Raw genomic sequence first — 25,034 nt, forward strand, 5'->3', positions numbered from 1 at the left:
GTCCCACCGCGACGCGGTCGTGGACAGAAATTCCTCGATCGGCTTGCAGTACAGGTTGTGTACACGTACAGTATCGGCTATGAACACGCAGTCGATGGCGCCTACCCGAGGCCGCACCTCGTTGAAACGGCAGGAGATCGCTGGTGAGCTTCGGGATGCGATCCTCAGCGGCACGTACACGAACGGTTCCCTGCTCCCCGGCGAGAACGAGCTGGCGCAGAGGTTCTCCGTTAGCCGCGGCACGATCCGGCGCGCACTCGACACTCTCGCCGAGGACAACCTCATCGACACCCGCACGGGCATCGGCTCGTTCGTCACGTTCGACGGGCATCCCCTCGACCAGGGTCCCAGCTGGGGTCGCGCACTCGCCGTGAGCGGCATCGACGCCCACGCCGAGATCCTGCGAATGGAGCGCGTCGTCGACCCCGACCTGGCCGCTGCGGTCGATGCCTCCGGCATGGACTTCCTCGCCCTCGACCGCGTCCGGCGGCTGACGGACGGCACTGCCGTCTCCCTCGAACGCAGCCGCGTTCCCGCTGTCGGTCTGCTGGCAACGGTTCCGCAGAACGGACTCGTCGAAGACTCGCTGTCGAAGACGATGGCCGAAGCCGGGCTCGTGCCCGCCAAGGGCGATCAGTGGATCGCGGTGGCGACGCTCAGCGCCGAGGATGCGGGCATCCTCGGTCGTGAGACGGGCGAGCTGTTCCTCAACAGCGTCCGGATCGCGCGCGACGCCGACGGGCGCTTCGTCGAGAAGGTCGTCAGCTGGCTCGACCCGCAGCGCTTCCGCCTGCACATGACTTTCGGCGGCGGCCAGTGAGCGCCGACCGCGACCGCGCCATCGCCGCCTTCGAGGGTCTGGCGCTCGGGGATGCGCTGGGGATGCCCACGCAGTCGATGTCGCGAAACGAGATCGCCTGCGACTACGGACTCATCACCAGGTTCGTGGACGCGGGGCCGCGCCAGCGCATCGCAGCCGGGATGCCCGCCGGCTCCATCACCGACGACACCGAGCAGGCCGTTCTCCTCGCCCACCTGCTCATCGAGGGACAGGGTCGCGTCGACATCGACCTGTTCGCCCAGCGTCTGCTCGACTGGGAGCGCACGATGGAGGCCAAGGGCTCACTCGATCTGCTCGGCCCTTCGACGAAAGCCGCTCTGCAGCGCCTCGGCGACGGTGTTCCCGCCTCCGAAGCCGGACGGTTCGGCACGACGAACGGCGCCGCCATGCGCGTCACACCGGTCGGCATCGCGGTCGGTGTCGAGTCGATTCCTGCCTTCGTCGATGCCGTTGCGCACACCAGCGAGGTCACCCACAACACCACCCTCGGGATTGCGAGCGCTAGCGCGGTCGGAGCCGCGGTCAGCGCGGGCATCGCTGGCGCGAGCCTGGCCGACGCCCTCGATGTCGCTATCGCGGCAGCCGAGGTCGGGGCGACCCGAGGCCACTGGGTGGCAGGCGGCGACATCGCCGCCCGGCTGCGTTGGGCCATCCCGTACATCACCCCTCTGGGTCAGGATGCGCGCGCCGACGCCCTCTACGACGTGATCGGCACCTCCGTCGCCTCGCAGGAGTCGGTCGTCGCGGCCCTGGCCATCGCAGCCGTCAGCGACGATCCCTGGGACTCCCTCTGCCTGGCCGCCACCCTCGGCGGCGACACCGACACTGTGGCGGCCATGGCCGGCGCCGTGCTCGGCGCGACGCACGGCACTGCGGTGTGGCCGGATCCCGAGCGCGCCACCCTCGAGCGCGTCAATCACCTCGACCTTCCCCAGCTCGTGGACGGGCTGCTCGCGCTGCGCGAATAGGCAGCCGAGCATCCGGAGCCGGCGTGGCTCGATCCCACGCATCCTGAACCCGCATATTCACACGGAGACGTTTGGAGCATCATGAGTACCCGTTCCCTTTCTGCCGTCGAGCAGCGCGGAATCGAGCCTGTCCCCGGCAGCGAGCGCACCGGAAACCCCTGCAGTTGTTCTGGGTGTGGTTCGCCGCGAACATCTCGATCCTCGGCCTGCCGCTCGGCGCGACGCTCGTCGCCATGCAGGGCCTGAACATCTGGCAGGCGCTGATCGTGGCCGCGATCGGTACGGCGGGATCGTTCGCCCTGGTCGGCGTGGTCTCGGTCGCAGGTCGCCGTGGCGGTGCGCCGAGCATGACGTTGTCGCGGTCGGTCTTCGGTCCGCGCGGCAACATCGGGCCGACCTTCGTGTCGCTGCTCTCCCGCCTCGGCTGGGAGACGGTCAACACGACCACGGGTGCCTTCGTTCTGCTGTCGCTGTTCGCGATCATCTTCGGAATCTCGAGTGACGCCAAGGCGGTTCCAATTGTCGCCATCGTTGCGATCGCGATCTTCGAAGGGTGCACCCTCCTCGTGTCCGGACTCGGTCACTCGGCGATCCTCGTCATCCAGAAGTGGGCGACCTGGATCTTCGGCGCACTGAACGTGTTCGTCGCGATCATGCTCGTCTCGAACATCGACTGGGCAGCCGTCGGCGCGATGCCGGGTGGACCGTTCAGCGCGGTTCTCGTCGGTGTCGGAACGATCGCTGCGGGCACGGGAATCGGCTGGGCGAACGCCGGAGCCGACATGGCCCGGTACCAGAAGACCAGCGTCAAGGCCGCCCGGCTGATCGGGGCGAGCGCTGCCGGTGCGGGCATCCCGCTCGTGGTGCTGATCGGCCTCGGCGCCCTGCTGACGGCGGGTGACAACTCGCTGGCCTCGGCGAGCGACCCGGTCGCTGCCATCCGCGAGTTGCTCCCCGCCTGGATGGCGGTTCCGTACCTGATCGCCGCGTTCGGTGGCCTGCTGCTCTCGAACCACCTGTCGGTCTACTCTGCCGGGCTTACGACGCTCACCCTGGGCGTCCGCATCCCGCGCGTCTACGCCGTGACGGTGGATGTGGTGGTCACCTTCGCCGGTTCCATCTACTTCATGCTCATCGCGGGCAGCTTCTACGGTCCGTTCATCAGCTTCATCTCCCTGCTCGCCATCCCGATCACCGCTTGGCTCGGGGTCTTCCTCATCGACATGATCAAGCGCCGCTGGTACGACCCGGTGGCCCTGCTCGACATGGGACGCACCGGCCGGTACTGGTACCGCGGCGGCATCGAGTGGCGCGCGGTCGGAGCCTGGGCTGCGGCAATCGTCGTCGGGTACGTGCTGCTCTCCGTCGGTCAGAACGGCATCGGCTGGATCGTGACGTTCATGGTGGCGGCCGGCATCTACGCCGCTCTGGGTGGCGCGCGCGGTCAGCTCCGCGCGCCCTCGGATGCCTCGGCGTCCGGGACCGGGACCGGTGCAGCCTCAGCAGACGGCCGCGAGGCCATCGCGGAGGAGACCCGTCGTGCCTGATCAGCCCCGACTCGTCTTCACGGGCAACGTCATCGTCGACATCGTCATGACCATCGATGCTGTGCCCGACCCCGGCGGGGACACGATCGCCTCGTCGTCGGCACTCACCGCTGGCGGTGGCTATAACGTGATGGTGGCGGCCGAGCGCGACGGTCTTCCCGTCGCCTTCGCCGGGCAGTATGGCACCGGCCCCTTCGGCGACGTGGTTCGTGCAGCCCTCGGATCGAGCGGCGTCGACGTCGTGCAGCCGGGGCTCCAGGATGCTGACAGCGGCTACTGCGTCGCCCTCGTCGACGCCTCCACCGAGCGCACCTTCGTGACCCACGTCGGCGCAGAGGGTCAGCTCACGAGCACCGACCTCGGTCGTGTCGAGGTCGGGAATGAGGACCTCGTGTACGTCTCCGGGTACAGCCTCGCGCATCCGGTGAACGCGGGCTCACTGCCCGGCTGGCTGGACGCGCTGCCGCACGGCGTGCAGGTGATCACCGACCCGTCGCCGCTGATCGGAGAGCTCGACGCGCGCGTGCTCGCGCGCGTGATGGCGCGCACGGACATCCTGACCCTGAATGCCCGCGAGGCGCGGATCGCGACTGGGAGCGACGACCTTGCCGAGGCGGCGGAGGCGCTGGTCGAACGCATCCGTGCGGGTGGGTCGGTGCTTGTGCGCGACGGAGCGGTGGGGTGCTGGGTGGCTGGGTCGAGCATCCCGAACTCCCCGTGCTCGTGCCTGGTTTCTCGGTCGACGCGGTCGACACCAACGGGGCCGGGGATGCTCACGGCGGCGTTCTCGCGGCTGCGCTCTCGCGCGGAGCCGGGATGCTCGACGCGGCTCGCCGCGCGAATGCGGCGGCGGCGATTGCGGTCACTCGGAGCGGGCCGGCGACGGCTCCGACGAGCGCGGAGATCGACGCGCTGCTCGCTCGCTGACGCATCCTGTGTGCACCGCCGGCGCGATTCGACGCCGGCCTGCGGGGTCGTGAATTCCGGAGGTTTCGGGCGACACGCCGACGAAGACTCCGTAATAACGGAGATCTGGGGCTGAAAGGCACGAACGTTCCGGAATTACGGTGCCGCGCGACGGCCGGGCGGGGAGCGCGCCGGACGGAATGGCCGGGCTCAGCCCCAGATCGCTACGGATTCCGGCGACACCGCACCGGCGGCCCTTGCGAGAATGTGTCCAACCCGGCAGGAGGCGCCACCCATGGGAACCACAGTCTTTGACCGGATGCCGCCCGACGCATCCGTGGTGCGGCATGCCCTCGCGGGCACCCGGCAGGCCGTCTTCTGGACAGAGGATGCACCCGGCGACCCGTATCCGCGGCTGACGGCCGACCTCGACTGCGACCTCGCGGTCGTGGGCGGCGGGTATTCGGGGCTGTGGACCGCACTGCTCGCCAAGCACGAGAATCCGGGAGCCCGGGTCGTGCTGCTCGAGGGCAAACGCATCGGTTGGGCCGCATCCGGCCGCAACGGCGGGTTCTGCGAGGCCAGCCTGACGCACGGCGACGATAACGGCCTCAGCCGCTTCCCTGACGAGTTCGACCAGTTGCAGCGGCTCGGGATGCGCAACCTCGACGAGATCGAGGCCACGGTCGGCGACCTCGGGCTAGACGCCGACTTCGAGCGCAACGGCGCGATCGACCTCGCCACCGAACCGCACCAGGTCAAGTGGCTGCGCGAGTACGCCAACGAGGAGGGCGTCCGCTTCCTCGACACCGCGGCCGTCCAGTCCGAGGTCCACTCCCCCACCTACCTCGCGGGGCTGCTGCGCGAGCGCGACTCGGCGCTCGTCCACCCCGCCAAGCTCGCGCGCGCCCTGGCCCGCGCCTGCGCCGCGGCGGGAGTCGAGATCTTCGAGCACTCGCCGGTCTCCTCGATCGGCGACGGGAGCATCCTGAGCACGCCTCTGGCGAAGGTGCGAGCCGACCGAACGGCACTGGCTACGAACGTTTTCCCGTCGCTGCTGAAGCGCAACCGGCTCGCTACAGTGCCGGTCTACGACTACGTGCTCATGACCGAACCGCTGACGGATGCGCAGCTCGCCTCGATCGGCTGGCACGGGCGGCAGGGCCTCGGCGACTCGGCCAACCAGTTCCACTACTACCGGCTGTCGGCCGACAACCGCATCCTGTTCGGCGGCTACGACGCGATCTACCACTTCGGCGGGCGCGTTCGCGAAGAGTACGAGAACAGGCCGGTCACCTTCGAACGGCTCGCGAGTCACTTCTTCACGACCTTCCCGCAGCTGGCGGGCATCCGGTTCACCAACAAGTGGGCGGGGGCAATCGACACGTGCAGCCGCTTCTGCGCGTTCTTCGGGTCCGCGCGTGGCGGACAGGTCGCCTACGCCACGGGATACACGGGCCTAGGCGTCGCCGCCACCCACTTCGGTGCGAAGGTGATGCTCGACCTGCTCTCCGGGCGGAGCACCGAACGGACCGAGCTCGAGATGGTGCGGAGTCGCCCGCTGCCCTTCCCGCCCGAGCCGGCGGCCGCGATCGGGATCAACCTGACGCGGTGGTCTCTCGACCGGGCCGACCACAACGACGGGCGACGCAACCTCTTCCTCAAGACCCTCGACGCGGTGGGACTCGGGTTCGACTCGTAGCTGCGACCGCGCAGCTTTTGCGCTTCTTCAGCGCACTACGCGCCGCGCGAGCAGCGCAGCGTGCAGTGCGCTCAGCGTCTCCCCGTCATCGAGGTCCATCCCGAGCAGGTCCTCGATCAGCGCGATCCGCTGATAGAACACCGACCGGGAGAGGTGGCTGGCAGCGGCAGCGCGCGTGCGGTTGCCCGGATGCGTGAGGTAGGCGCGCAACACCTCGAGAAGGTCGCCGTCCGCCGCGAGGTCGTACTCGATCAGCGGTCGCAGCATGAGTTCGCTGTGCTCCTGCAGTCGGGGGTCGCTCCCCATCGCGTTCACCAGCCGGAGCAGCGGACGCCGCTCGACTCGTTGGATCGCCACGCCCCGCGAGCGCACCGCATCCGCTCGCCCGAGCAGCTCGGTCGCCTCGTCGATCGACGCGAGCAGGCCCGGGATGCCCGGCCCCGCCGTTCCCACCGCGACCGTCACAGCGTTGTCCTCGACCCGGGCCGCGCGAGCGACGGCCTGCGCGATCACCGCGAGCACCGCATCCCCGATCGCCTGCTCCGGAGCCGTCGACAGAGCGAGCACCAACAGGTTCGACGGATGCGCGGGGTGCAGCGCTGCGAGAACGTCCAGGCCCTGCTCCCTGGTGGCCCCGGCGGCGGCGGTCACCAGTCTCGCCGAGTCACCGGCCGCGGCACTCGACGATCGCACGACCAGCGAGACGCCGGTCAGTACCCGGCGAGCGACCGGGAAGCCGGCCGCCTCGAATCGCGCGACGAGACCCTGCTCGCTGGCGAACCGTCGGCCGAGCAGCGCTCCGAGAAGGCGGTCGTGGCTTTGTCGGGTCCACTCGTCGTCATCCCGGTCGGCGAGTCTGCTGAGCGCGAGCGCGACGGCGGCCTGTTCGAGCACGTTCGAGCGCCCGGCCGGATGCGCTTCGCCCGGCAGCGCGATCAGGAAGCCCCAGCGCATCCCCCGCGCCTCCACCGGCGTGATGATCCAGCCGTCAGCTTCGGCAGCGGCCGTTCCGTCGTGGTGCGCGGCGCGGGAACGCGGCTCCCACTGGCTCAGCACCTCCTCTCCGGCCCCCAGCGTCTCCGCCGACACCACCTGGTGGTTGAGATCCTCGAGGACGACGGGCGAAGCGAGCACCCGCCCCGCCTGAGACACGATGAAGTCGGCCGGGCTGCCGCGCAGGCTGAGCTCGGTGAACAGCGCATGGATCTCATCCCGAGCCCGCAGCGCGACCATCTGGTCGGCGATGATGCGCGAGTGCACCGCCTCGGTGATCGCGATGAAGCGGGCCTCCCGGTGCAGCACGACCAGCGGGAGGCCCTGCATCCTGAACTCCTTGACGAGGGCCTGCGGCGCTTCGGGGGTGCTGTCCCCCAGTTCGAGCACGAGACCCGCGACGCCGACGCGGGCCAGTTCGGCACCGAGAGCTCGCAGTGCCTCGTCGTCGGTCGGCCAGCCCACTCCGGTCGAGAGCAGCAACTCGCCTCCGCTGACGAGCCGCGCGACGTCGGCCGTCTCGGAAACGTGCACCCAGCGCACGGGACGGTCGAGCGCATCCTCACCTGAGAGAACCTCGGGCAGGGCGCGCGCGACGTCGTCGAAGCGGAGGATCTCCCGGATGCTCGGCAGCACACCGGCCGAATTCAAAGCCTCGACAGGCTCCCCCATACGATCTGTTCGATCCCGCTCCAAGCCATGACGATCTGGCATCGACTGTCCGCCCCGCTCTCTGTGATCATTGGGGAGTAAGCCTACTGTTCATCCCGGGCACTTCGTCCGATTCACTCGAGGAGAATGCCGCGTGGCCCTCATCCGCCATCTGATCGACGGTCGCGAGACCGGCGAACCCATCCGTTCCGGCACCGTCTTCAACCCGGCCACCGGCGATAGCCAGCACGAGGTCGTCTTCGCAAGCTCCGCCGACGTCGAGCAGGCCATCGCCGCCGCTCGCGCAGCCCTCCCGGGTTGGCGCGCCACGAGCCTCACCAAGCGGGCCGACGTGCTGTTCCGGATGCGCCACCTCCTCACCGAGCGCTCCGCCGAGCTCGCCGCGATCGTCACCAGCGAGCACGGAAAGGTGCTCTCTGACGCCGCGGGCGAGATCGGGCGGGGCCTCGAGAACGTCGAGTTCGCATCGGGACTCATCAACCAGCTCAAGGGCGAGTACAGCCAGCAGGTCTCCACCGGGATCGACGTGCACAGTGTCAAGCAGCCGGTGGGTGTCGTCGGCTGCATCACGCCCTTCAACTTCCCCGTAATGGTGCCGCTGTGGATGGTCGCGAGCGCGATCGCCTGCGGCAACACCGTGGTGCTGAAGCCGAGCGAGAAGGATCCGAGCGCATCCGTCTTCTTGGCGAAGCTGTTCATCGAGGCGGGGCTGCCGGCCGGTGTGCTCAACGTCGTGCACGGCGACAAGGTGGCCGTCGACACGATTCTCGATAGCCCGGATGTGGACGCGGTCAGCTTTGTCGGCTCGACCCCGATCGCCCGCGCGATCTACCAGCGCGCGACGGCGAACGGCAAGCGGGTACAGGCCCTCGGCGGCGCGAAGAACCACATGGTCGTGCTCGAGGATGCGGACATCGAGGCCGCCGCCGATGCTGCGGTCTCGGCCGCCTACGGTTCCGCTGGCGAGCGCTGCATGGCCGTCAGCGTTCTCGTCGCGGTGGGCGATGTCGGCGACCGTCTGGTTCCCGCCATCGAGCGTCGGCTGGACTCCCTCGTGATCGGAGCCGGCACGGACAAGGCATCCGAGATGGGCCCGCTCATCACGCGCGAGCACCGCGACAAGGTCGCCTCGTACGTCACGGGCGCTGCTGCCGAGGGCGCGACGGTGGTCGTCGACGGCACCCAGAAGTCGTTCGACTCCGACGGCTTTTTCATCGGCGTCAGCCTCATCGACAACGTCGGCACCGAGATGAGCGTCTACACCGACGAGATCTTCGGTCCGGTGCTCTCCGTGGTGCGCGTCGACACGTTCGAGGATGCCATCGCCCTGATCAACGCCAACCAGTACGGCAACGGGGTCGCCCTGTTCACCCGCGACGGCGGTGCCGCCCGCCAGTTCGAGTTCGAGATCGAGGTGGGAATGGTCGGCATCAACGTGCCGATCCCCGTGCCGGTGGGCGCATTCTCGTTCGGCGGCTGGAAGAACTCGCTGTTCGGCGATTCCCACATCTACGGGCCCGAATCGTTCCACTTCTACACGCGCAGTAAGGTCGTGACGTCGCGGTGGCCCGACCCGATCCACTCGAAGATCGAGCTCGCGTTCCCCGGCAACTCCTGATCTTCCCGGCACTCCTGACCTTCCGGCACTGAGAGAGGTTCCGTCATGACCGACACGCTGGACACCCCGCCGGAAGTCCGCACGGGGTTCACTGACCGTCTGGGCGTCGAGCATCCGTTCGGCGGCGCCGCCGCCGAGGCGCAGGTGCGCAGTGACGACCGCAACCACGTCTTCCACTCGTGGAGCGCCCAGGCGAAGATCGATCCTCTGCCTATCGCCGCCGGCCAGGGCTCGACCTTCTGGGACTACCAGGGCACGGAGTACCTCGACTTCAGCTCGCAGTTGATCAACCTGAATCTCGGGCACCAGCATCCGGATCTCGTTCGAGCCATCCAGGAGCAGGCAGGCCGACTGGCAACCATCCAGCCGTCGATGGCGAACGACGTGCGTGGTGAACTCGCCCGCCGCATCGCCGGTGTCGCGCCCGGCACGCTCAACCGCGTGTTCTTCACCAACGGTGGCGCGGATGCGAACGAGTACGCCGTGCGCATGGCCCGCCGAGTCACGGGTCGGCACAAGGTGCTGTCGACGTACCGCTCGTACCACGGCGGAACTTCGACCGCGATCTCGCTGACGGGCGACCCGCGCCGGTGGGCGAACGAGCCGAGCGATCCCTCCGTCGCCCATTTCTTCGGTCCATACCCCTACCGGTCGGCGTTCCACTCGACTACGCCCGAGGAGGAGACGCAGCGCGCGCTCGAACACCTCGAGAGCGTGATCGTGCTGGAGGGCGCTGCGACAGTCGCGGCGATCATCCTGGAGACCGTCGTCGGCACCAACGGCGTGATCGTTCCTCCGCCCGGCTACCTGGAGGGTGTGCGCGAACTCTGCGATCGGTACGGGATCGTCTTCATCGCCGATGAGGTCATGGTCGGCTTCGGCCGGATGGGCGAATGGTTCGCGGTGGACGCGTTCGGCGTCGTCCCCGACCTGATCACCTTCGCCAAGGGTGTCAATTCGGGCTACGTCCCCCTCGGCGGTGTCGTGATCTCCGACCGGATCGCCGACTTCTTCGACGACGTCGCGTTCCAGGGCGGGCTCACGTACTCCGGCCATCCCCTGGCCTGCGCTGCAGGGGTCGCGACGTTCGACGTGTTCGAGCGTGACGGCATCCTGGAGCGGGTGCGCGATCTGGGGTCCCGGGTGGTCGAACCCGAGATCACGTCGTGGCTCGACCGGCACCCGTCGCTCGGAGAAGTGCGAGGTCGCGGGCTGTTCTGGGCGCTCGAGCTCGTGCGGTCCCGCGAGACGCGTGAACCGCTGGTGCCGTTCAATGCGGCGGGTCCGGATGCTGGGCCGATGGCTGAGGTCGCCGCAGCTTGCAAATCGGCCGGGGTCTGGCCGTTCACGCACTTCAACCGCGTGCACATCGCGCCGCCGCTGATCATCACCGAGGAGGAGCTGCGCCGCGGGCTCGCCGCTATCGACGCCGCGCTGACCGTGGCTGATCGGTACGCGTCGTAGGGCTGCCGTTTCTGCGTCCGTAACTCCGGATGATCGGGGCGACACGCCGCTGTTGCATCCGTAACTCCGGAGTATTCGGCGCCGAGGCATCGAAGTCTCCGGAATTACGGATCGCCGGGAGGGCGCGGGGTGGGGGCAGTAGGGGGCAGCCGAGCATCCCGAATTGAGGCACGATCGGGGGTCGCAAGTCCGAATCTCCGGCCGAGCGGGGTGAGAGGGCCCGTGCATCCGCCAGACTGGGTACATGACAGAACCGGGAGACGGTCGCGTCGCCGTCTATATCGACTTCGACAACATCGTGATCTCGCGATACGACCAGGTGCACGGGCGCAGCTCATTCATGCGCGACCGGTCGAAGGGCGGGGCCGCGGGGATGACCGCCGACCCCAAAGTCGCCGAAAAGCTGAGCCAAGCCACCGTCGACATCGGCGCGGTGATCGACTTCGCGTCCTCCTTCGGAACGTTGGTGCTAACTCGCGCGTACGCCGACTGGTCTGCAGCGGTCAACGCCGAATACCGTGGGCAACTGGTCGGCCGCGCCGTCGACCTCGTGCAGCTGTTCCCGGCCGCGGCCTACGCCAAGAACGGCGCGGACATCCGCCTGGCCGTCGACGCCGTCGAAGACCTGTTCCGCCTCCCCGACCTCACGCACGTCGTGATCGTCGCGGGCGACTCCGACTACATCGCCCTCGCACAGCGGTGCAAAAGGCTCGGGCGCTACGTGGTCGGGATCGGCGTGGCCGGCTCGACAAGCAAATCCCTCGCCGCCGCCTGCGACGACTTCGTCACCTACGACGATCTGCCGGGTGTCACCGCGGTCGAGACGCTGGTCGGGTCCGGATCCGGGTCGCGAACCTCCAGGGCAACCGCAGTGGCTCAGGATGCGGCCGAGCCGGTCGCATCCGAAGCCGACACCGCCGCGGCGGCCACCGCCGCGGCCGGGTCGACCGACGCGACGGCCGCGTCCGAACCCGCGAAGACTCCCCGCAAGAAATCGACACGCGCTCCCAAGGCCGCTCCCGCACCAGAGCCGGAACCCGACACGGAGTCGGCCGGCGACGACGCAGCGGCCGATCAAGCAGACCAGGCCGACCCCCAGGAGGAGGCGACCAGACTTCTCCTCCGCGCGATGCAGCTCGGGCACGAGAAGGACGACGCCGAATGGCTGCACATCTCGTCGGTGAAGTCGCAGATCAAGCGCATGGACCCGTCGTTCAGCGAGCGCTCCCTCGGGTTCCGCTCGTTCAGCGACTTCATCAAGTCGCGCGACACCCTGGTCGATCTGGACGACAGCACGACCGCGCTGATGCTGAAGCTCATCCCCCAGCGCACGACGCAGCGCACGACGAAAGCGCGGCGCGCCCAGCATCCCTGAGTCTCGGTCGGCGGAGCGCGCGTCGCGCCTCCATGAGAGCTTCCAGATCACGAACAGGTTGCGTTCTCAGGTGACCGGAATTGAATGACGTCATGGCTAAGACATGGATTGCGACGCAGTGGGGTGACCTCGACGGGTGGGAGTTCGTTGAGCAGGAGGTGCGCCCGCCCGCCCAGGGAGAGGTGACCATCCGGGTCGAAGCGTCGGGCGTCAATCCCGCCGACCGTAAGCACGTCATGGCGCCGCGCCCCGGGCTGGAGCTGCCGGTGCAGATCGGGTACGAAGTATCCGGAACCCTCTCGGCGGTCGGTCCCGATACCGAGATCGCCTCGGGCGGAGGTGCGATCGGGGATGCCGTGCTCGCGTTCCGGATCGCCGGCGGCTACGCGACCGAGCTCACCGTTCCCGCTTCTGACGTGTACGCCAAGCCGGAGAGCCTCGGCTTTCCGGAAGCGGCGAACCTCCTCCTCGCCGGCTCGACGGCGTCGCAAATGCTGAACGTGACCGGTGTGAGCGAGGGAGACACCATCCTTGTGCACGGTGCTTCGGGTGCTGTCGGGGTGAGCATCCTGCAGCAGGCCCGCGACCTCGGCGCTCGCGTGGTCGGCACCGCGAGCGAGGCGCGCTTCGACGAGGTGCGCCGTTTCGGCGGCGAGCCGATCGCCTACGGACCCGGCCTCCTCGATCGCGCACGAGCCGCGGCTCCCGAGGGGTATGCGGCCGCCCTGGATGCGATCGGCACCGACGAAGCGATCGACACGTCATTGGCTCTGGTCGCGGACCGCGATCGCGTCGTGACGATCGCCGCACCAGGGCGGGCCGCCGCCGAGGGCTTCAAAGCGGTCAACGGAAATCAGCCCGAGAGCGTCGCCTACCGCAACGGCGTTCGTGCCGAGCTCATCCGTCGCGCGGGCAGTGGAGAACTCGTGGTGCCGATCGCCCGCACGTTTGCGCTGGCCGACGCCCTGGAGGCGTTGCGATTCCTCAGCGAGGGGCATCCCGGAGGAAAGCTCGCGCTTCTCCCCGAGTAGCGGGTCAGGACGGCTTGGTGGCTTTGCCGTCGAGCCAGAGCGTGTCGGAGTCGTCGCTGTGCGCCGTGCCGGTGCCCACATGCTTGGTCGAGATCTTCTCGCCGTTCTTGATCACGTGCACGAGCGCCATCGCGTGCCCGCGGCCGAGGTCGAAGTCCTCCTTCAACCAGTCCACGATCACGCCGGCCTTGACCGACGGGTCGTCGTAACCGCGCTCGTGCGCGAGCGCGACGAACTCCCTCGGAGTCTTGCCGGTCTTGTCTTCGATCGCGTCCAGATACGCCTGAAACGTCATGGAACGTCCCCCGTTCGCTGTTCGGTGCTCATGAATGTAGCGGATACCCACGACACACCGCGAGAACCGCCGTCGCCATTGCCGGAGGGCACCCCCGCCGGTTGTAGAGTGCGCCGCATGGACGCCTTGCAGCGAACCATCCAAGCGGCCCTCCTCTACGAGGACGGCAAGACGCTGGACAGCGTCGTCGTCGTCCCGCTGATCGGCGGATGTCCGCCCGGTCAGATCCGCGTCGCGACCACCTTCGGCGGCGCCCTCGCCTACGACATCTACGAGCTCGACGACGACGAGGAGTTCTCCTCGATGCCGGCGTACCCCTACCTCTCGACGATCCCGGTCACGACGGACGACCTGGCCGACTGACCGGGGCGACCGAACGCAATCGAGTCCGGCCAAAATCCCCCTATTCGGACCCGAATTGCGGGATTTTGGCCGGACTCGATTGCGCGCATCCAGCGCGGCACACGCACGGCGGTGCGCATCCGGCGACGCGCATCCGTCAGCCGCGGCGCGCAGCCCGCTCGAGCAAGTCGCGAACCTCCTCGGTGAACTGCGACACTGGACCCGCAACCGGCACCCCAGGCGCGACCGCCGAGATCGGCAGCACAGCCACGGCACTCGGCGGCAGTCCCCATCCCTCGCGCCAGCCGGCGATCTGGCCGGCCGATGCCGCGAAGACGATGCGCCCGAGCCCGACCCAGGCATGCGCGGCCGAGCACATCGGGCAGTGCTCCCCCGACGTGTAGACGGTGGCCGACGCGCGTTCCGTCTCGGGCACGTTGTTGGCCGCCCACTGCGCGATCGTGAACTCAGGATGCAGTGTCTGATCGCCACCGGACGTGCGGTTGCGATCTTCGAACAGCAGATCCCCGTCCGCGCTGATGAGCACCGACCCGAACGGCTCGTCGCCCGCGTCCAACGCCTCGCGCGCGAGGCCGACGGCCTTCGCCACCCACGCGAGGTCCGCATCCGTCACCCGAGGTTCCGTCTCATCAGTCATGGCGCGATCCTATCCAGACCGCTCGGGCCTTCCGCCCTCGAGGCGGCATGCGACAGACTCGGGGTCATGATGTGGCTGACGGATGTGCGGGCCGGGGCGTGGATCGCGCCGCGGCTGAGCGGGTGGGGGCGTGTCGGCGGCGTGGTTCCGCGAGGATTCGAGGCCTACGCCCGCATCCTGCACCCGGTTGAAGCCACGCGGGTGGAGATCTTCGATGCTGCGGGCGACGAACTCGAATACCCGTCGGTCATCGACACCGCGACCTGGCCGTGGGCGGAGGTCGCTCGGCGCACCGGCCGCACGATGCACCCGCTCGTTCAGTGGTCGGGGCTGGTCGGCTCTGAGTCGCACGTGACGTTGGACGACGGGTGGCGGGCGCAGCAGCCGCGCACCGGCTTTCTCGACCCGGAACTGCTCGCATCGCTCTCGGAGACGCTCACTCGACACACGTCGGCACCGGATGAGGTCGTCTTCGGCGTGTGGGTCGGGTGGGGTGAGATCAACGGGAGCAGGCACATCCTGTATATCGCCGAGTCCGAAAACGGCCCGGCCGACGTCGAGGCGGCGATCGCCGAGCTTCAGGCTGAAAGCAGCGCATCCGTCTCGCCCTTGGTCACGGCGGTGATCGACGCCGAGCAGGCAGCGCAGCGCGAGGGCGTTCAGCTCCACTCGGTGCTCGAACTGCCCGGTCGCGAGTACGTTCTCGCGTCCATCACGGTCGGCGAGCTCACCGACCCGACCTGGCCGCGTCGCGCGGGGATGGGCTGGTCGGACGGATTCGAGGGTCCGATGCCGCAGCTCATCTGGCCGGCCGACCACGCCTGGTTCGTCGCCTCGGAGATCGACTTCGATTCCACGATCGTCGGCGGATCCCGAGCCCTGATCGACGCGGTGCTCGCCATCGACGCGCTCGAGACGTTCGAGGTCTCCGCCGACGACGATCTGTCGTCGTTGGGCGACACCATCAATGCGGCGCCCAGCGCCTGACCTGAAGGGATCCCGGATGACTAAGTACGTGATCGACGCCGCCGCCGCGCTCGTTCTCGCCGCCGACGTGCGAGAGCCAGCGAACGAGCACGAGTTGCTCGCTCCGACCCTGTTGAGGTCGCAGGTCCTGTCCCTCCTCCACGCGGCCGTGAGCCGGGGCGAGATCACAAAGGAGGTCGCTGACGATCGGCTCGACCGCATCGGCGGCATGCGCATCCGGATGCTGGGCGACCGAGTTCTGCGCAACAACGCGTGGAAGGTGGCCGACCGCTTCGGCTGGGCCGACACCTACGACGCGGAGTACGTCGCGCTGACCGTGCTCCAAGCCGAGGCCCTCATCACGCTCGACCTGGACCTCGCCCGCGCGGTCGAGGGCTTCGTGCGGACGGCCCCGATCGATGCCCTGTTCGACGCAACCTGAGGCCGGGTCTCGGCCAGGAGCTCGACGGAGCGGGTAGCGTCTCAGTCGTGGACCTCGACGTACCGACCTCTCACGGCCCCGGCCGGCTCGTCATCGCTGCCGCCGAGACCCCGCGGGCCGTGCTCTGGTTGGGTCACGGTGCCGGCGGTGGGATCGGTGCGGTCGACCTCGCAGCGTTGGCGCACGGTCTGCCGGTCAACGGCGTCACGGTGGTCCGGTATGAGCAGCCCTGGCGCGCGGCCGGTCGTCGCATGGCGTCTCGGCCGCCCGTGCTCGACGAAGCGTGGCTCGAGACGGCACCCGCGGTCGCGGAGCTCGCCAACGGTCTGCCGATCGTGGTGGGTGGACGGAGTGCCGGCGCACGCGTGGCTTGCAGAACGGCTGCATCCGTCGGCGCCGTCGCGGTCGTCTGCCTCGCGTTCCCGCTGCATCCGCCCGGACGGCCCGAGAAGTCACGGCTCGACGAACTGCTTGCGCCCGACGTCCCGGTGCTGGTGCTCCAGGGCGAACGCGACACGTTCGGCACCTCGGCAGCGCTGGCCGAAGAAGTCAGGGGGCGGGAGAACATCCGGGTCGTCACTGTGCCCGGAGCCGATCACGGGATGAAGGTAGTCAAGGCAGCGACGTTCGATGCGCGTGCCGTGTCCGAGCTGGTGACCTCGTCGGTCGCCGAGTTCGTCGACGGGGTCGCCTGACCGGCGCCGCCGCCGCGGCTAGGTACGGAAACTTCAGACGACACGCCGCCCGAGACTCCGTAATTCCGGTGATTACGGTGCATCCGTCCGTCAATATCCTGCGTTAGCGCCCCGGTAGCGGCCGCGGGGTGAGGGAGTGGGAGGATCGGGGGATGTCGAGCCGCCTTCTCATGCGCATCCACAGCCCCGAGTTCCAGGCGATGTCAGAGAGGGTGCTGCGGGCGACCGAGCTCACGTCGCGATTGAACGTGCTGCCGTTCGACGACGAGGCCGGGAAGGCAGAACTGTTCGAGCAGATCCTCGGCCATCCGCTGCCGAACCGAGTCACGATCTATCCGCCGTTCTACACGGATAACGGCCTCAATCTCGAACTGGGCGAGCGGGTGTTCATCAATCAGAACTGCACGTTCCTGGATTACGCGGGCATCCGTCTGGCCGAGAGGGTTATGGTCGCCCCGAAGGCGACGTTCATCACGGTCGGACACCCGGTCGACACGGAGGAGCGACGCGTCTGGCTGACGGGAGCGCCGATCGACGTCGAGGAGAACGTGTGGATCGGCGCGGGCGCGACCATCCTGCCCGGTGTCACCATCGGGCGCGACTCGGTGATCGCGGCAGGAGCGGTGGTCGCCGACGATGTGCCGGCCGCCAGCCTGGTCACCGGGCCGAAAGGGACCATCGCCCGCCGCTGGTGACGTGCGAGGGAGCGGTCAGTACTCGCCCTTGATCACGAAGTACGAGCCCCGGATGACCCCGGCCAGCTTCGACTTCTGCCGAGCGAACTTGAAACTCGACGCGAGCTCCTCCGGCACCTCCATGCCTTCGGAGAGTTTGAAGCCAACGGCCCGTTTGCCGCCGTCCTCGATCGTGTACATCGCGTTGATCGACAGCCCGGACTCGTAGAAGACGTACGCCATCCGGATGCCCTCGACCTCGAACGCGGTCGCCTCGAGCGCGGGCGACGCGATGACGAGGTCGCGCTCGTCCTTCAGGATGCGCGTGACCCAATCGACCGCATCCTGAGCCTCGTTCGCCGGGCTCACCGTGAAGACGTGGTCGAACTTGTTCTTGAAGTAGCGGGCCTCGTTGGCCCGCAGGCCGGCGAGCGCTTCGGCGACCGGTGACGACTCGAGGCCGACGGTGGATACATTCACGAAGTCGACGATGTACGGCATGTGTGCTCCTGCTCGAACGGGGTTTCGTCCAACGGTAGCGCGGCGGAGCCCGGGCAAGAAGAAGCCCCGACCGTTACCACGCGGCCGGGGCGAGACGAATGAGAGTTCGCCTATCGGTTTTGAGTGTACAGCCTTTCCCTGGGAAGTCGTGCGGCGGCCGAGATACGGCATCCCTGGTCGGCGGCCCGCGCGCGGTGTTACCGTCGCGTCAGGGGCAGGATGAGCGGAGGGCGACGTGAGCGATGATCCGACGCTGGGCCTCACGCTCGGCGGTGGTGGCGCGTTCGGCGCCGCCCACGTCGGCGTCCTGCAGGTGCTGGCGGAACGAGGGATCCACCCGGGCATCGTGACCGGGACCAGTTCGGGCGCACTCGTCGGCGCGGCATACGCGGCCGGCTTCGAGCAGGCTGCGATCGAGCAAGCCGCGCGCGAATTCCGCTGGGGCATGATCGCGCGGTGGTCGATGACTCCGCGCTGGGGGCTGCTCGACACCCGTGCGATCGCCGACGCCGTGCACCGGTCCTTCGGTGCGGATCCGCTTATCGAGAGTCTCCCCGCCGGTTCGCTGCGGTCGCCACCGACCTCAGAACGCGGCAGTTGGTGACGATCGACGAAGGGCCTCTGAGCGTGGGACTGCGTGCAACGATCGCGGTCCCCGGGTTGCTCCCGCCCGTGCGACGGGGCAACACCCTGCTCGCTGACGGCGGGATGCTCGACAACGTTCCGGTCGCGGCGACTCGCGCGCTCGGCGCATCCCGAGTCATCGTCGTTCGATTGCACGCGAAGTGGGAGAACGTTCGGATGATGCGCACCGTCACGCGCACGGCCGATCTGCAGCGCGACCCGTCGGTCGTGCTCATTCAACCGGAGATGGAGGGCATGGCCCAGTGGCGGATGTCCGATGTGCCACGACTCATCGCCGAGGGACGCCGGGTGGCAACCGAGGCGCTGGACGCGGCGCCGCTGCGGGAGGAGTGACCGCACCGTTGCGAGAGCACGATCGCGACCGCGATGCCTACAGCGGCGAGGCCGGCAGCGGCGGCCGTGACCAGTCGCCGCGGCCCCGCCGCCCACAGTGGCAATGCGACCGCGATGAACTGACGATCTACTGCACTTCGGACGCGGCTGCTTTCTGTACGTGCCCTGTGACCGCCGTGGTAGCACGTTGCTTAGAGGCGACGTCCCAGAGGACACCGAATGCCAGACACGTGAAACCGAGGGCTACTACAGCGCCTGAGATGAGGTGGAGATTGTCGCCGAGCGAGAAATAGATCCAGGCCGTCAAGTACGAGGTGACCGATGTGAAAAGCGAGAGCTGATTGACCCAGGCCCATGCTTCGCTGGTCTGGACGTTGGAACGAGCAAACACCTCCGCAAATGCTACCCGCGCGGCGCTATTCACGAGCGCGAAGCCGAGGCCCGTGACGAAGAAGGCCGGGTAGAGGAGCCAGTTTGCCCCGAGCGTCCATGCGAGCACCCCCGTTACCGCTACGGCACTCGTCGAGAGGTAGCCGTTGCTGAATCCGAAGAGGGTCGAGGCGAGGAAAATGACAAGGCCGCCGAGACCATACGCGCTGATCGCCGCGCCGATTTGGTCGGGCGAGAACCCCTTCAATGTTGCAAAGACCGGCGTCTCGATCGCCGTGAGAAGGCCGCCGAAAAGACCAAAGGCAATCCACACTGCAGCGAGTGGCCAGACCCAGGCGTTCATATGTGGCTTGACGGGGATGAGCGCCCGCAGGAGTAATTGTGCGGCACTCCATTGCGCGGCCTGTTGGCGAAGGGAGGCTGGAAGTCCTGACCATGGGACGAGAAGGAGTGAAGCCGCAAATGTTGCGCTGTCGAATGCGAACACCGACAGAAGGCCACCCCAGGACGAAAGGATCCCTCCGAGGGCAGGGCCGACGACGATGGCGACACTTGTCCCGGTCGAGATAGCTGTGATGAGGGCCTTTCGATCGTCCTGTGAAGTTACTTCTGCAATGTGCATCAGCCATGCGGCCGTCGCTGACTGAAGCACGCCAGCAACGGCGAGGAGGATGACCAACAGGGCGTCGTTCTGGTTGAACAGCGCCAAGCCGAGCATCAGCAGCGCAAGCGTCGCCTGGCTGGATGCCCAAGCGGAACCGATCAATCGTGGCGGCATCGCACTCACCACGGGCCGCGAAAAAAGGTACGGAGCAGCAGTTCGTGCCAGGAAGTACACCGCGATCGCGGCAGCTCCATGACGGTGCTGGAGCATGATCATCACCGCAGTGACGTTCACCCAGTTGCCAACCTGCGAAAGCGTTGACCCTGCAATCAGCAGTCGGCTTCGAGCCTTCACTGGTTACCGACTCGCAGAATCGAATTCATCGCTGAGGTCCCGTTCAGGCCGAACCGGTCTGTGAAGAGTTGGTCTACCTCGAGGGTGACAGGCCCATGCGCGAGGTTTTCGATCACGGATTGTTTGTGGGCGCTGTCTTCGACGATCAAGTAGTCGCCTGGGCGAAGTTTGGCGACTAGTTGCGGCAAGACCTTCTCGATCCCGACGTGCATATCCTCGATGATGAGCCACGGGGCCTGTTGGTCGAGTGTTTCCATCCAAGCTATAACTCGATCTATATCCTCCGGGAAGCTAGAGGGAACGAAGGTCACTCCCTGCTGGGCCGGAACGATCGGCGGCTGGGTGTCGAAAGAGACGACCTCGGTGTCAATACCGAACGCCTTTGTCATCGTGGCGAACCAGTCGGCGCTAGCCCCCTCGCCGCTGCCGAGTTCGATGATCGTTCCGGGGCGCAGCTCCCAGAGCAGTTCGTTGTAGAGCGCCATGTCCCATACCGATTTGTAGAACGGCATCCCCCTCCAGGTTGGCGCCGCGTTCACTCCCTGCCCAAGGAGGTAACCCAGCGGCGGAAGGGCCCGACTACCTTGTGCCCTGCGCAAGCGCATTTCGAGTGGAGTGAAGCGGTCCTTCGGGTGGTCTTCACGATCGAGTTCGAAAAGTTCCTCAAGCAGTTCAATCGTGGAGTCTAAATTCGGCTCGGAGATCGTTCCTTGCTTTAACGCATTGGCGATCGAGTACACGGCGTTGTCGTAGGTGTTCGGCACCCGATTGCGGGCGAGTCTGAGAGAAGCCCACTCAGCGAGAAGCTGCACGCGATCACGCTGGCTGCTGTTCATCGGTCCAAAGTCTCGAAGAAGAAGTGCTGCGAAAGCCGTCCTTCGCTGTCGGTCCGACCTGATCCGCCCTCGGCAGCATGGAAATAGTGCCCGCCTGGGAGGATCAGCAGCCTGTTGAAGCGCGGTTCAATCACGTCGATCAGGTCCCACTTGGAAGGGTTCAGGCTGTCCGGTACGACCACGGCATCATCAAAGTCATCGAGTGTGGCAAATCCGAGCTCGTGCAACTTCTCTGGTCCTGGAACGCGGTCGAGTCCGAGCTCCTTGTGCCGGTAAAGCCCAAGGCCGCAGCCAGCCGGAAGACCAGGCGTGAGGTAGATATTCGCGGCATAGGCGGACCGATCGAAATGAATCTTCGTGTGCCGTCTTTCTGCAGCGTTTGCGATGCGGAATTTCCCGAAGATGTGCCGATCTGTGTAAGAGACGGGGGATCCAACGAGCCTCGCGAGGACCTCCGGAGTCTCGCGATCGAAATAGGGGTACTTGCTCTCGCGGCCCAGGAAAGCCTTTTGGCCGCCGAAATCGGTGAAGTCCTGCTTGAGAGCGAACGCTCTCACGGCGTGCGGGTCCGAGTAGAAGTCGTCGACCACGATCAGGTCTTTATGCATGGCGCGGCTCACTGGACTCGGCTGTCGAGCTGAGCGAATTGGTCCGCATTCGCCCAACAATCCGTGAATGACCGCTGCGGTATCCGAGCTGCCCAGAAGTTGGCTGCTGTGAAGTCGCACATTGAAAACGCTACTGTCGGGCCAAACACTTCCCTTAGGTCGGCCCGGGCAAAGCCACAATTCACGATCACGGCGCGCTGAAGATTCGCGCGAAGAAGGTTGGCCTGCACGAATTCGCAAGAGTCGATGTACGCACCGGCGAAGTCGCTCTTGCAAAGATCCGCTCGGTTGAAGCGACAGTTCAGGAGTCGATATCCAACGAAGTTCACACCGGCCAGGTCGAATGCGGTGAAGTCGTGCCCCTCTACCTGATATGGCCCTTGTCCGTTGCGAAGGTAGGGGAGAACAGAAGGGGTGTCAGTTTCGTTGCCGAGAACGGTCAACGTCGTGTCGAAGACGCCAGTTGTAGTCATGCAACGACCTCGTCGAAGAAGAAGTTCTGGGTGAGCCGCGCAGAGTCGGCACCATCCCCTGTCCCGCCCATGGGCGCGTGATAGTAGTTGCCGCCGCGAAACATAACCAGCCGGTTGTAGCGCGCCGAGACCACGGAATCGAGTTGCCAAAGTGAGAGGTCGGCCATGTCCCGTCGGATGACTACCGTCTCGAACTCTTCGGCGTTGCGGTAGCCCAGGCTTCGGGCAACGGCGTCGCTCGGCGGTCCGAAGAGTTTCGTCTCCTTATGCTGGTAGAAGCCTGTTCCTGTACCGGTCATGATGTCCGGAGTCAAATACACCATCGCCGCCCAGTCACATCCGCTGTCGGCGTGCACTTTGGTTTTTGTGCCTGTCACTTCAGTAATCAGGCGAAATGCTCCCCACGTGAAGCGGTTGCTGTCAGTGTTGATCTTTTTCCCGAGCGCGGCTTCGATTGCGTCCCTGACCGAGGTGACGCCGAAGCTGGTTACGCTTTGCCACCCCGGGTAGTTGTGAGCGGCCCCGGACATGTATTCGGAGTCGAGCGCCATCGCCCGCACCTTGTCTGGCTCCTTGTAGAAATTGTCGATCACGATGATGTCAGGTGTCATGCGATTACCTTTCCTTCCACGGCGGTAAGAACCTCATCAGCGAGGTCCGTCCACCCGGCTAGATCCTGGGTATACTCCAGGCCGATTGGGCACTTGATTAGCAGCGCGACGTACTGGGTCAACCAACCGAGCACGAACATCCCGAGGTCTCTTTGAATTTGATCCTCGTAAGTGGCTTCAGTGGCATCTCGATACCAGAGCGGAAGACCGCCGTACTGATGAATCCAGTTGGATGCAACGTTCGGCAAGAACAGCTGGAGATCTCCTCGAGCTCTATGGACTGCGGCGGCGACACTCGATGGGTTTGCAACAAGCTCGAAAACCGATGCCGGCGTGATGCCACCGACCGCGGCTGCAGAGAACAAGCGTTGCAGCGCAGGGTGCCACAACTCGTTCATCAAAGTGTTTAGGTGCACCTTTGTTCGCGCGGTTTCGGAGACCACCCTCGGCTGTTCTAAGCCTTCAACTTGGCGTGCGAGCACCGCCCTCAAACGCAGCAAACGAATCTGCAGCATGTCGATCCTCGAATGGAGCGACTCAATCGGGGCGACTCGCCTTGACATCGGAAATGCGACATCGCCACTGAAGACAGTGACGTTCCGTCGGTGCGGCAGTGCCCTGATCGGTCCGAGCGCAGACTGCATGGCTCCGGCAACTGCGAATTGAGCTTCGCTATTCTCCGACCACCCAAGATGGGTCGGCAATCCCCAAGCATTCGCCATCACGAAGCCGCTGACCGGCGCGATGAAAGACGCCACATCCGCCCAAAACTCCGCCAAAAGCACAAACTCTGGGTAACCCAGATCGTCATAAAGATCGACGCAGATTGCATCGAAGGCCCCCTCGACATGTTCAGCAAACTCGCGAGCATTGGCGACGATGGTCTCGAAGTGGACGTTTGGGAAGTAGTTTGCGTGCAGAGCAGCGCAAAGCGCTGTCGTTTCTGTTGAGAAGTCAAGCGCTGTGATGCGTGCGGCAGGGTTGGCGGCCAAGATTGATCGGATCGACCCTCCCAAACCCAACCCAAGCATGAGGACTCGCGGCGACTGGCCGCTGTTGCCGCTGATAGCGAAGTCGTCCGGCTGGTTGCCTGCAAAGGCATGATGCCCGAGAACGGTGCTGGCAGAGGAGTGAAAGGTGTCTAGATCGGTGGAGGTGAGGTCAGAGTAGCGCACCGGCAGCCGGCCGCTGGAACGCGGCCGGCCGCCTTCGAAGCTCTCAGCCATTCAGCTGGAAGACTTCTTCGATCTCTCGCTGCTTCATCGAGGACAGCGCTTCGACCTCCGTGATGTGCGGCATGTTGTTCTCCGAGCACAACTTGTAAATCTCCTCGTTGAACGACTCCAGCTTCTCCGTCATTTTGTCTCCAATCGTGGACTTCCGAGGGCAACCCCCTCGCAACTGAGACTGTTGAAACGCGAAAACGTCACGCGCCTCCCCTCCCGAACGCCGAAATCGGCGACCCACCTTCGTTAGGCGACACGAATAGATGCCTCCCCACCGAACTTCACCAGTCAACCCTTCGCGCTGTGAGCGCGTCTGGTAGAACGGACGAAGCGAAGGGATTTCCGGATGCAACTTCGGCAGGGAACCTGGGTCACCGACGGCGGTCTCGAAACCGATCTGATCTTCAACCACGGCGTCGATCTGCCGGAGTTCGCGGCTTTTCCGCTCGTCGACGATGCCACAGGGGCCGCGTTGTTGGCCAACTACTACGCTCAGTACGCGGCAATCGCCGCTGGGGTGGGCGCCGGCCTTCTCCTCGAGACGCCGACCTGGCGCGCCAGTCGGGACTGGGGCCGCGCTCTCGGTTACGACGCTCGCGCGCTCGACCGGGTGAATCGTGAGTCTGTGGGCCTTGTCCGCGCGGCAACCGAGGCCGCCGACGTTGCCGAGAGGCGGGTGTCGGGTTGTGTCGGTCCTCGTGGCGACGGGTATCGCGCGGCTGCGTTCGACGCAGACGACGCCGCCGAATATCACGCGTCACAGGTCCGATCTCTGGGAGCCGCCGGGGTGGACCTCGTGCATGCGATGACCATGACGACTCCGGCAGAAGCTATCGGCGTGGTCCGAGCTGCGCGCTCCGCCGGTGTACCGGTCGCTATCTCATTCACCGTGGAGACCAATGGCCGACTTCCGGATGGTAGTACCCTCGCCGACGCGATTTCTGCCGTAGAGGCCGCCGACCCAGCGGACTTTTACGGCGTGAACTGTGCACATCCGCTTCACCTTTTGGCTGGACTCGACGGAGGAGCTTGGCAGGCGCGCCTGGAGTTCTTTCGCCCCAACGCATCCGTCCTGTCCCACGCCGAACTGGACGAGGCGGAGGAGTTGGACGCGGGCGACCTGCCGCTCCTCGTGAGTGCCACCAACGCGGTACGCGAACAACTTCCCGGTCTAGCTGTGCTCGGCGGATGCTGTGGCACCGACAGCCGCCATGTCGCCGCGCTCTGGGGTGCGACCACCGCCGACTAGGCGCCGCTCGGCCCA

The 25,034-nt window shown here is 66.4% G+C and carries 26 protein-coding genes and 2 pseudogenes; 17 read left to right on the forward strand and 11 right to left on the reverse strand.

From position 1 onward, the window contains the following. The first annotated feature begins 79 nt into the window (after positions 1-79). From ACQ86A_RS14075 to ACQ86A_RS14100, 6 genes and pseudogenes are all read left to right on the forward strand, one after another. On the forward strand, positions 80-820 hold the full coding sequence (locus ACQ86A_RS14075) for a GntR family transcriptional regulator (protein ID WP_431277606.1): 741 nt from the start codon (positions 80-82) through the stop codon (positions 818-820). Further along, the gene (locus ACQ86A_RS14080) at positions 817-1,809 is read left to right on the forward strand and encodes an ADP-ribosylglycohydrolase family protein (RefSeq protein ID WP_431277607.1); all 993 of its coding nucleotides are present in this window, start codon (positions 817-819) and stop codon (positions 1,807-1,809) included. The genes ACQ86A_RS14075 and ACQ86A_RS14080 overlap by 4 nt, the downstream gene beginning before the upstream one ends. Positions 1,810-1,982: 173 nt before the next feature. After that, positions 1,983-3,356 carry a purine-cytosine permease family protein gene (locus tag ACQ86A_RS14085; protein ID WP_431277608.1) on the forward strand — a complete coding sequence of 458 codons (1,374 nt, stop codon included), beginning with the start codon at positions 1,983-1,985 and terminating at the stop codon, positions 3,354-3,356. 46 nt (positions 3,357-3,402) lie between these two features. Then, a pseudogene (locus ACQ86A_RS14090) lies at positions 3,403-3,990 on the forward strand (PfkB family carbohydrate kinase); the annotation flags it as partial. An 89-nt stretch (positions 3,991-4,079) separates the two neighbouring features. Next, positions 4,080-4,283 (forward strand): PfkB family carbohydrate kinase, encoded by a 204-nt coding sequence (locus ACQ86A_RS14095; RefSeq protein ID WP_431280453.1) that lies wholly within the window; start codon positions 4,080-4,082, stop codon positions 4,281-4,283. Positions 4,284-4,557: 274 nt separating this feature from the next. Continuing rightward, positions 4,558-5,964, forward strand: coding sequence for an NAD(P)/FAD-dependent oxidoreductase (locus tag ACQ86A_RS14100; protein ID WP_431277609.1), 1,407 nt, complete (start codon positions 4,558-4,560; stop codon positions 5,962-5,964). A gap of 27 nt (positions 5,965-5,991) precedes the next feature. Here ACQ86A_RS14100 and ACQ86A_RS14105 read toward each other — a convergent pair whose 3' ends face one another. Continuing rightward, complete coding sequence (locus tag ACQ86A_RS14105) at positions 5,992-7,629, reverse strand: PucR family transcriptional regulator (RefSeq protein ID WP_431277610.1); 1,638 nt, start codon at positions 7,627-7,629, stop codon at positions 5,992-5,994. 133 nt (positions 7,630-7,762) lie between these two features. On the opposite strand from ACQ86A_RS14105, the gene ACQ86A_RS14110 reads away from it, so the two are divergent. The 4 genes from ACQ86A_RS14110 to ACQ86A_RS14125 all read left to right on the forward strand — a co-directional run bounded on the left by ACQ86A_RS14110 (position 7,763) and on the right by ACQ86A_RS14125 (position 13,117). Then, positions 7,763-9,247, forward strand: coding sequence for a CoA-acylating methylmalonate-semialdehyde dehydrogenase (locus ACQ86A_RS14110; protein WP_431277611.1), 1,485 nt, complete (start codon positions 7,763-7,765; stop codon positions 9,245-9,247). A gap of 45 nt (positions 9,248-9,292) precedes the next feature. Then, positions 9,293-10,711 carry an aspartate aminotransferase family protein gene (locus tag ACQ86A_RS14115; protein ID WP_431277612.1) on the forward strand — a complete coding sequence of 473 codons (1,419 nt, stop codon included), beginning with the start codon at positions 9,293-9,295 and terminating at the stop codon, positions 10,709-10,711. Positions 10,712-10,955: 244 nt separating this feature from the next. Further along, the gene (locus ACQ86A_RS14120) at positions 10,956-12,086 is read left to right on the forward strand and encodes an NYN domain-containing protein (protein WP_431277613.1); all 1,131 of its coding nucleotides are present in this window, start codon (positions 10,956-10,958) and stop codon (positions 12,084-12,086) included. Positions 12,087-12,178: 92 nt separating this feature from the next. After that, positions 12,179-13,117 (forward strand): NADP-dependent oxidoreductase, encoded by a 939-nt coding sequence (locus ACQ86A_RS14125; RefSeq protein WP_431277614.1) that lies wholly within the window; start codon positions 12,179-12,181, stop codon positions 13,115-13,117. A 4-nt stretch (positions 13,118-13,121) separates the two neighbouring features. Here ACQ86A_RS14125 and ACQ86A_RS14130 read toward each other — a convergent pair whose 3' ends face one another. Further along, on the reverse strand, positions 13,122-13,412 hold the full coding sequence (locus ACQ86A_RS14130; RefSeq protein ID WP_431277615.1) for a DUF4287 domain-containing protein: 291 nt from the start codon (positions 13,410-13,412) through the stop codon (positions 13,122-13,124). 117 nt (positions 13,413-13,529) lie between these two features. Between ACQ86A_RS14130 and ACQ86A_RS14135 the strand changes: the two genes are divergently transcribed. Continuing rightward, positions 13,530-13,775 (forward strand): hypothetical protein, encoded by a 246-nt coding sequence (locus ACQ86A_RS14135; protein WP_431277616.1) that lies wholly within the window; start codon positions 13,530-13,532, stop codon positions 13,773-13,775. Between the two features lie 136 nt (positions 13,776-13,911). Here the strand turns inward: ACQ86A_RS14135 and ACQ86A_RS14140 are convergent, their stop codons facing one another. Further along, entirely contained in the window at positions 13,912-14,412 is a 501-nt protein-coding gene (locus ACQ86A_RS14140; protein ID WP_431277617.1) for a nucleoside deaminase, read from the reverse strand. 66 nt (positions 14,413-14,478) lie between these two features. Between ACQ86A_RS14140 and ACQ86A_RS14145 the strand changes: the two genes are divergently transcribed. The 4 genes from ACQ86A_RS14145 (at position 14,479) to ACQ86A_RS14160 (ending at position 17,210) form a co-directional block, all read left to right on the forward strand. After that, complete coding sequence (locus tag ACQ86A_RS14145) at positions 14,479-15,399, forward strand: hypothetical protein (RefSeq protein WP_431277618.1); 921 nt, start codon at positions 14,479-14,481, stop codon at positions 15,397-15,399. Between the two features lie 16 nt (positions 15,400-15,415). Then, positions 15,416-15,820, forward strand: a complete 405-nt coding sequence (locus ACQ86A_RS14150; RefSeq protein WP_431277619.1) for a type II toxin-antitoxin system VapC family toxin — start codon at positions 15,416-15,418, stop codon at positions 15,818-15,820. A 47-nt stretch (positions 15,821-15,867) separates the two neighbouring features. After that, complete coding sequence (locus ACQ86A_RS14155) at positions 15,868-16,515, forward strand: alpha/beta hydrolase family protein (protein ID WP_431277620.1); 648 nt, start codon at positions 15,868-15,870, stop codon at positions 16,513-16,515. Between the two features lie 152 nt (positions 16,516-16,667). Continuing rightward, entirely contained in the window at positions 16,668-17,210 is a 543-nt protein-coding gene (locus ACQ86A_RS14160; RefSeq protein ID WP_431277621.1) for a sugar O-acetyltransferase, read from the forward strand. Between the two features lie 15 nt (positions 17,211-17,225). Here ACQ86A_RS14160 and ACQ86A_RS14165 read toward each other — a convergent pair whose 3' ends face one another. Then, on the reverse strand, positions 17,226-17,690 hold the full coding sequence (locus ACQ86A_RS14165; protein ID WP_431277622.1) for a phage tail protein: 465 nt from the start codon (positions 17,688-17,690) through the stop codon (positions 17,226-17,228). 313 nt (positions 17,691-18,003) lie between these two features. On the opposite strand from ACQ86A_RS14165, the pseudogene ACQ86A_RS14170 reads away from it, so the two are divergent. After that, positions 18,004-18,668: pseudogene (locus ACQ86A_RS14170) on the forward strand (patatin-like phospholipase family protein). A gap of 127 nt (positions 18,669-18,795) precedes the next feature. On the opposite strand, the gene ACQ86A_RS14175 reads toward ACQ86A_RS14170, so the two are convergent. From ACQ86A_RS14175 to ACQ86A_RS14205, 7 genes are read right to left on the reverse strand one after another with little or no spacing between them, the layout of a single operon-like run. Beyond that, the gene (locus ACQ86A_RS14175) at positions 18,796-19,956 is read right to left on the reverse strand and encodes an MFS transporter (protein ID WP_431277623.1); all 1,161 of its coding nucleotides are present in this window, start codon (positions 19,954-19,956) and stop codon (positions 18,796-18,798) included. 56 nt (positions 19,957-20,012) lie between these two features. Then, on the reverse strand, positions 20,013-20,852 hold the full coding sequence (locus ACQ86A_RS14180; protein ID WP_431277624.1) for a CmcI family methyltransferase: 840 nt from the start codon (positions 20,850-20,852) through the stop codon (positions 20,013-20,015). Beyond that, entirely contained in the window at positions 20,849-21,472 is a 624-nt protein-coding gene (locus tag ACQ86A_RS14185; RefSeq protein ID WP_431277625.1) for a DUF6445 family protein, read from the reverse strand. Before ACQ86A_RS14185 ends, ACQ86A_RS14180 begins: the two co-directional genes overlap by 4 nt. Further along, on the reverse strand, positions 21,469-21,933 hold the full coding sequence (locus tag ACQ86A_RS14190) for a pentapeptide repeat-containing protein (RefSeq protein ID WP_431277626.1): 465 nt from the start codon (positions 21,931-21,933) through the stop codon (positions 21,469-21,471). The genes ACQ86A_RS14185 and ACQ86A_RS14190 overlap by 4 nt, the downstream gene beginning before the upstream one ends. Next, on the reverse strand, positions 21,930-22,544 hold the full coding sequence (locus tag ACQ86A_RS14195; protein ID WP_431277627.1) for a DUF6445 family protein: 615 nt from the start codon (positions 22,542-22,544) through the stop codon (positions 21,930-21,932). The genes ACQ86A_RS14190 and ACQ86A_RS14195 overlap by 4 nt, the downstream gene beginning before the upstream one ends. Beyond that, positions 22,541-23,770, reverse strand: coding sequence for a hypothetical protein (locus ACQ86A_RS14200; RefSeq protein WP_431277628.1), 1,230 nt, complete (start codon positions 23,768-23,770; stop codon positions 22,541-22,543). The genes ACQ86A_RS14195 and ACQ86A_RS14200 overlap by 4 nt, the downstream gene beginning before the upstream one ends. Further along, a complete protein-coding gene (locus ACQ86A_RS14205) occupies positions 23,763-23,903 on the reverse strand; it encodes a hypothetical protein (protein ID WP_431277629.1) in 141 nt (46 codons plus the stop codon). Before ACQ86A_RS14205 ends, ACQ86A_RS14200 begins: the two co-directional genes overlap by 8 nt. Positions 23,904-24,116: 213 nt before the next feature. Between ACQ86A_RS14205 and ACQ86A_RS14210 the strand changes: the two genes are divergently transcribed. Further along, positions 24,117-25,019, forward strand: a complete 903-nt coding sequence (locus ACQ86A_RS14210) for a homocysteine S-methyltransferase family protein (protein WP_431277630.1) — start codon at positions 24,117-24,119, stop codon at positions 25,017-25,019. The last annotated feature ends 15 nt before the right edge of the window (positions 25,020-25,034 follow it).

The organism is Leifsonia poae (genome assembly GCF_050632195.1).
Classification (GTDB): Bacteria; Actinomycetota; Actinomycetes; order Actinomycetales; family Microbacteriaceae; genus Leifsonia; species Leifsonia poae_C.

Bases quoted from the DNA above. Each gene is read 5' to 3' on its own strand.
- ACQ86A_RS14075 (WP_431277606.1), top strand. From the start codon at position 80: ATGAACACGCAGTCGATGGCGCCTACCCGAGGCCGCACCTCGTTGAAA.
- ACQ86A_RS14100 (WP_431277609.1), top strand. From the start codon at position 4,558: ATGGGAACCACAGTCTTTGACCGGATGCCGCCCGACGCATCCGTGGTG.
- ACQ86A_RS14105 (WP_431277610.1), bottom strand. From the start codon at position 7,629: ATGGGGGAGCCTGTCGAGGCTTTGAATTCGGCCGGTGTGCTGCCGAGC.
- ACQ86A_RS14115 (WP_431277612.1), top strand. From the start codon at position 9,293: ATGACCGACACGCTGGACACCCCGCCGGAAGTCCGCACGGGGTTCACT.
- ACQ86A_RS14120 (WP_431277613.1), top strand. From the start codon at position 10,956: ATGACAGAACCGGGAGACGGTCGCGTCGCCGTCTATATCGACTTCGAC.
- ACQ86A_RS14125 (WP_431277614.1), top strand. From the start codon at position 12,179: ATGGCTAAGACATGGATTGCGACGCAGTGGGGTGACCTCGACGGGTGG.
- ACQ86A_RS14130 (WP_431277615.1), bottom strand. From the start codon at position 13,412: ATGACGTTTCAGGCGTATCTGGACGCGATCGAAGACAAGACCGGCAAG.
- ACQ86A_RS14135 (WP_431277616.1), top strand. From the start codon at position 13,530: ATGGACGCCTTGCAGCGAACCATCCAAGCGGCCCTCCTCTACGAGGAC.
- ACQ86A_RS14140 (WP_431277617.1), bottom strand. From the start codon at position 14,412: ATGACTGATGAGACGGAACCTCGGGTGACGGATGCGGACCTCGCGTGG.
- ACQ86A_RS14145 (WP_431277618.1), top strand. From the start codon at position 14,479: ATGATGTGGCTGACGGATGTGCGGGCCGGGGCGTGGATCGCGCCGCGG.
- ACQ86A_RS14150 (WP_431277619.1), top strand. From the start codon at position 15,416: ATGACTAAGTACGTGATCGACGCCGCCGCCGCGCTCGTTCTCGCCGCC.
- ACQ86A_RS14160 (WP_431277621.1), top strand. From the start codon at position 16,668: ATGTCGAGCCGCCTTCTCATGCGCATCCACAGCCCCGAGTTCCAGGCG.
- ACQ86A_RS14165 (WP_431277622.1), bottom strand. From the start codon at position 17,690: ATGCCGTACATCGTCGACTTCGTGAATGTATCCACCGTCGGCCTCGAG.
- ACQ86A_RS14180 (WP_431277624.1), bottom strand. From the start codon at position 20,852: ATGAACAGCAGCCAGCGTGATCGCGTGCAGCTTCTCGCTGAGTGGGCT.
- ACQ86A_RS14190 (WP_431277626.1), bottom strand. From the start codon at position 21,933: ATGACTACAACTGGCGTCTTCGACACGACGTTGACCGTTCTCGGCAAC.
- ACQ86A_RS14195 (WP_431277627.1), bottom strand. From the start codon at position 22,544: ATGACACCTGACATCATCGTGATCGACAATTTCTACAAGGAGCCAGAC.
- ACQ86A_RS14200 (WP_431277628.1), bottom strand. From the start codon at position 23,770: ATGGCTGAGAGCTTCGAAGGCGGCCGGCCGCGTTCCAGCGGCCGGCTG.
- ACQ86A_RS14205 (WP_431277629.1), bottom strand. From the start codon at position 23,903: ATGACGGAGAAGCTGGAGTCGTTCAACGAGGAGATTTACAAGTTGTGC.
- ACQ86A_RS14210 (WP_431277630.1), top strand. From the start codon at position 24,117: ATGCAACTTCGGCAGGGAACCTGGGTCACCGACGGCGGTCTCGAAACC.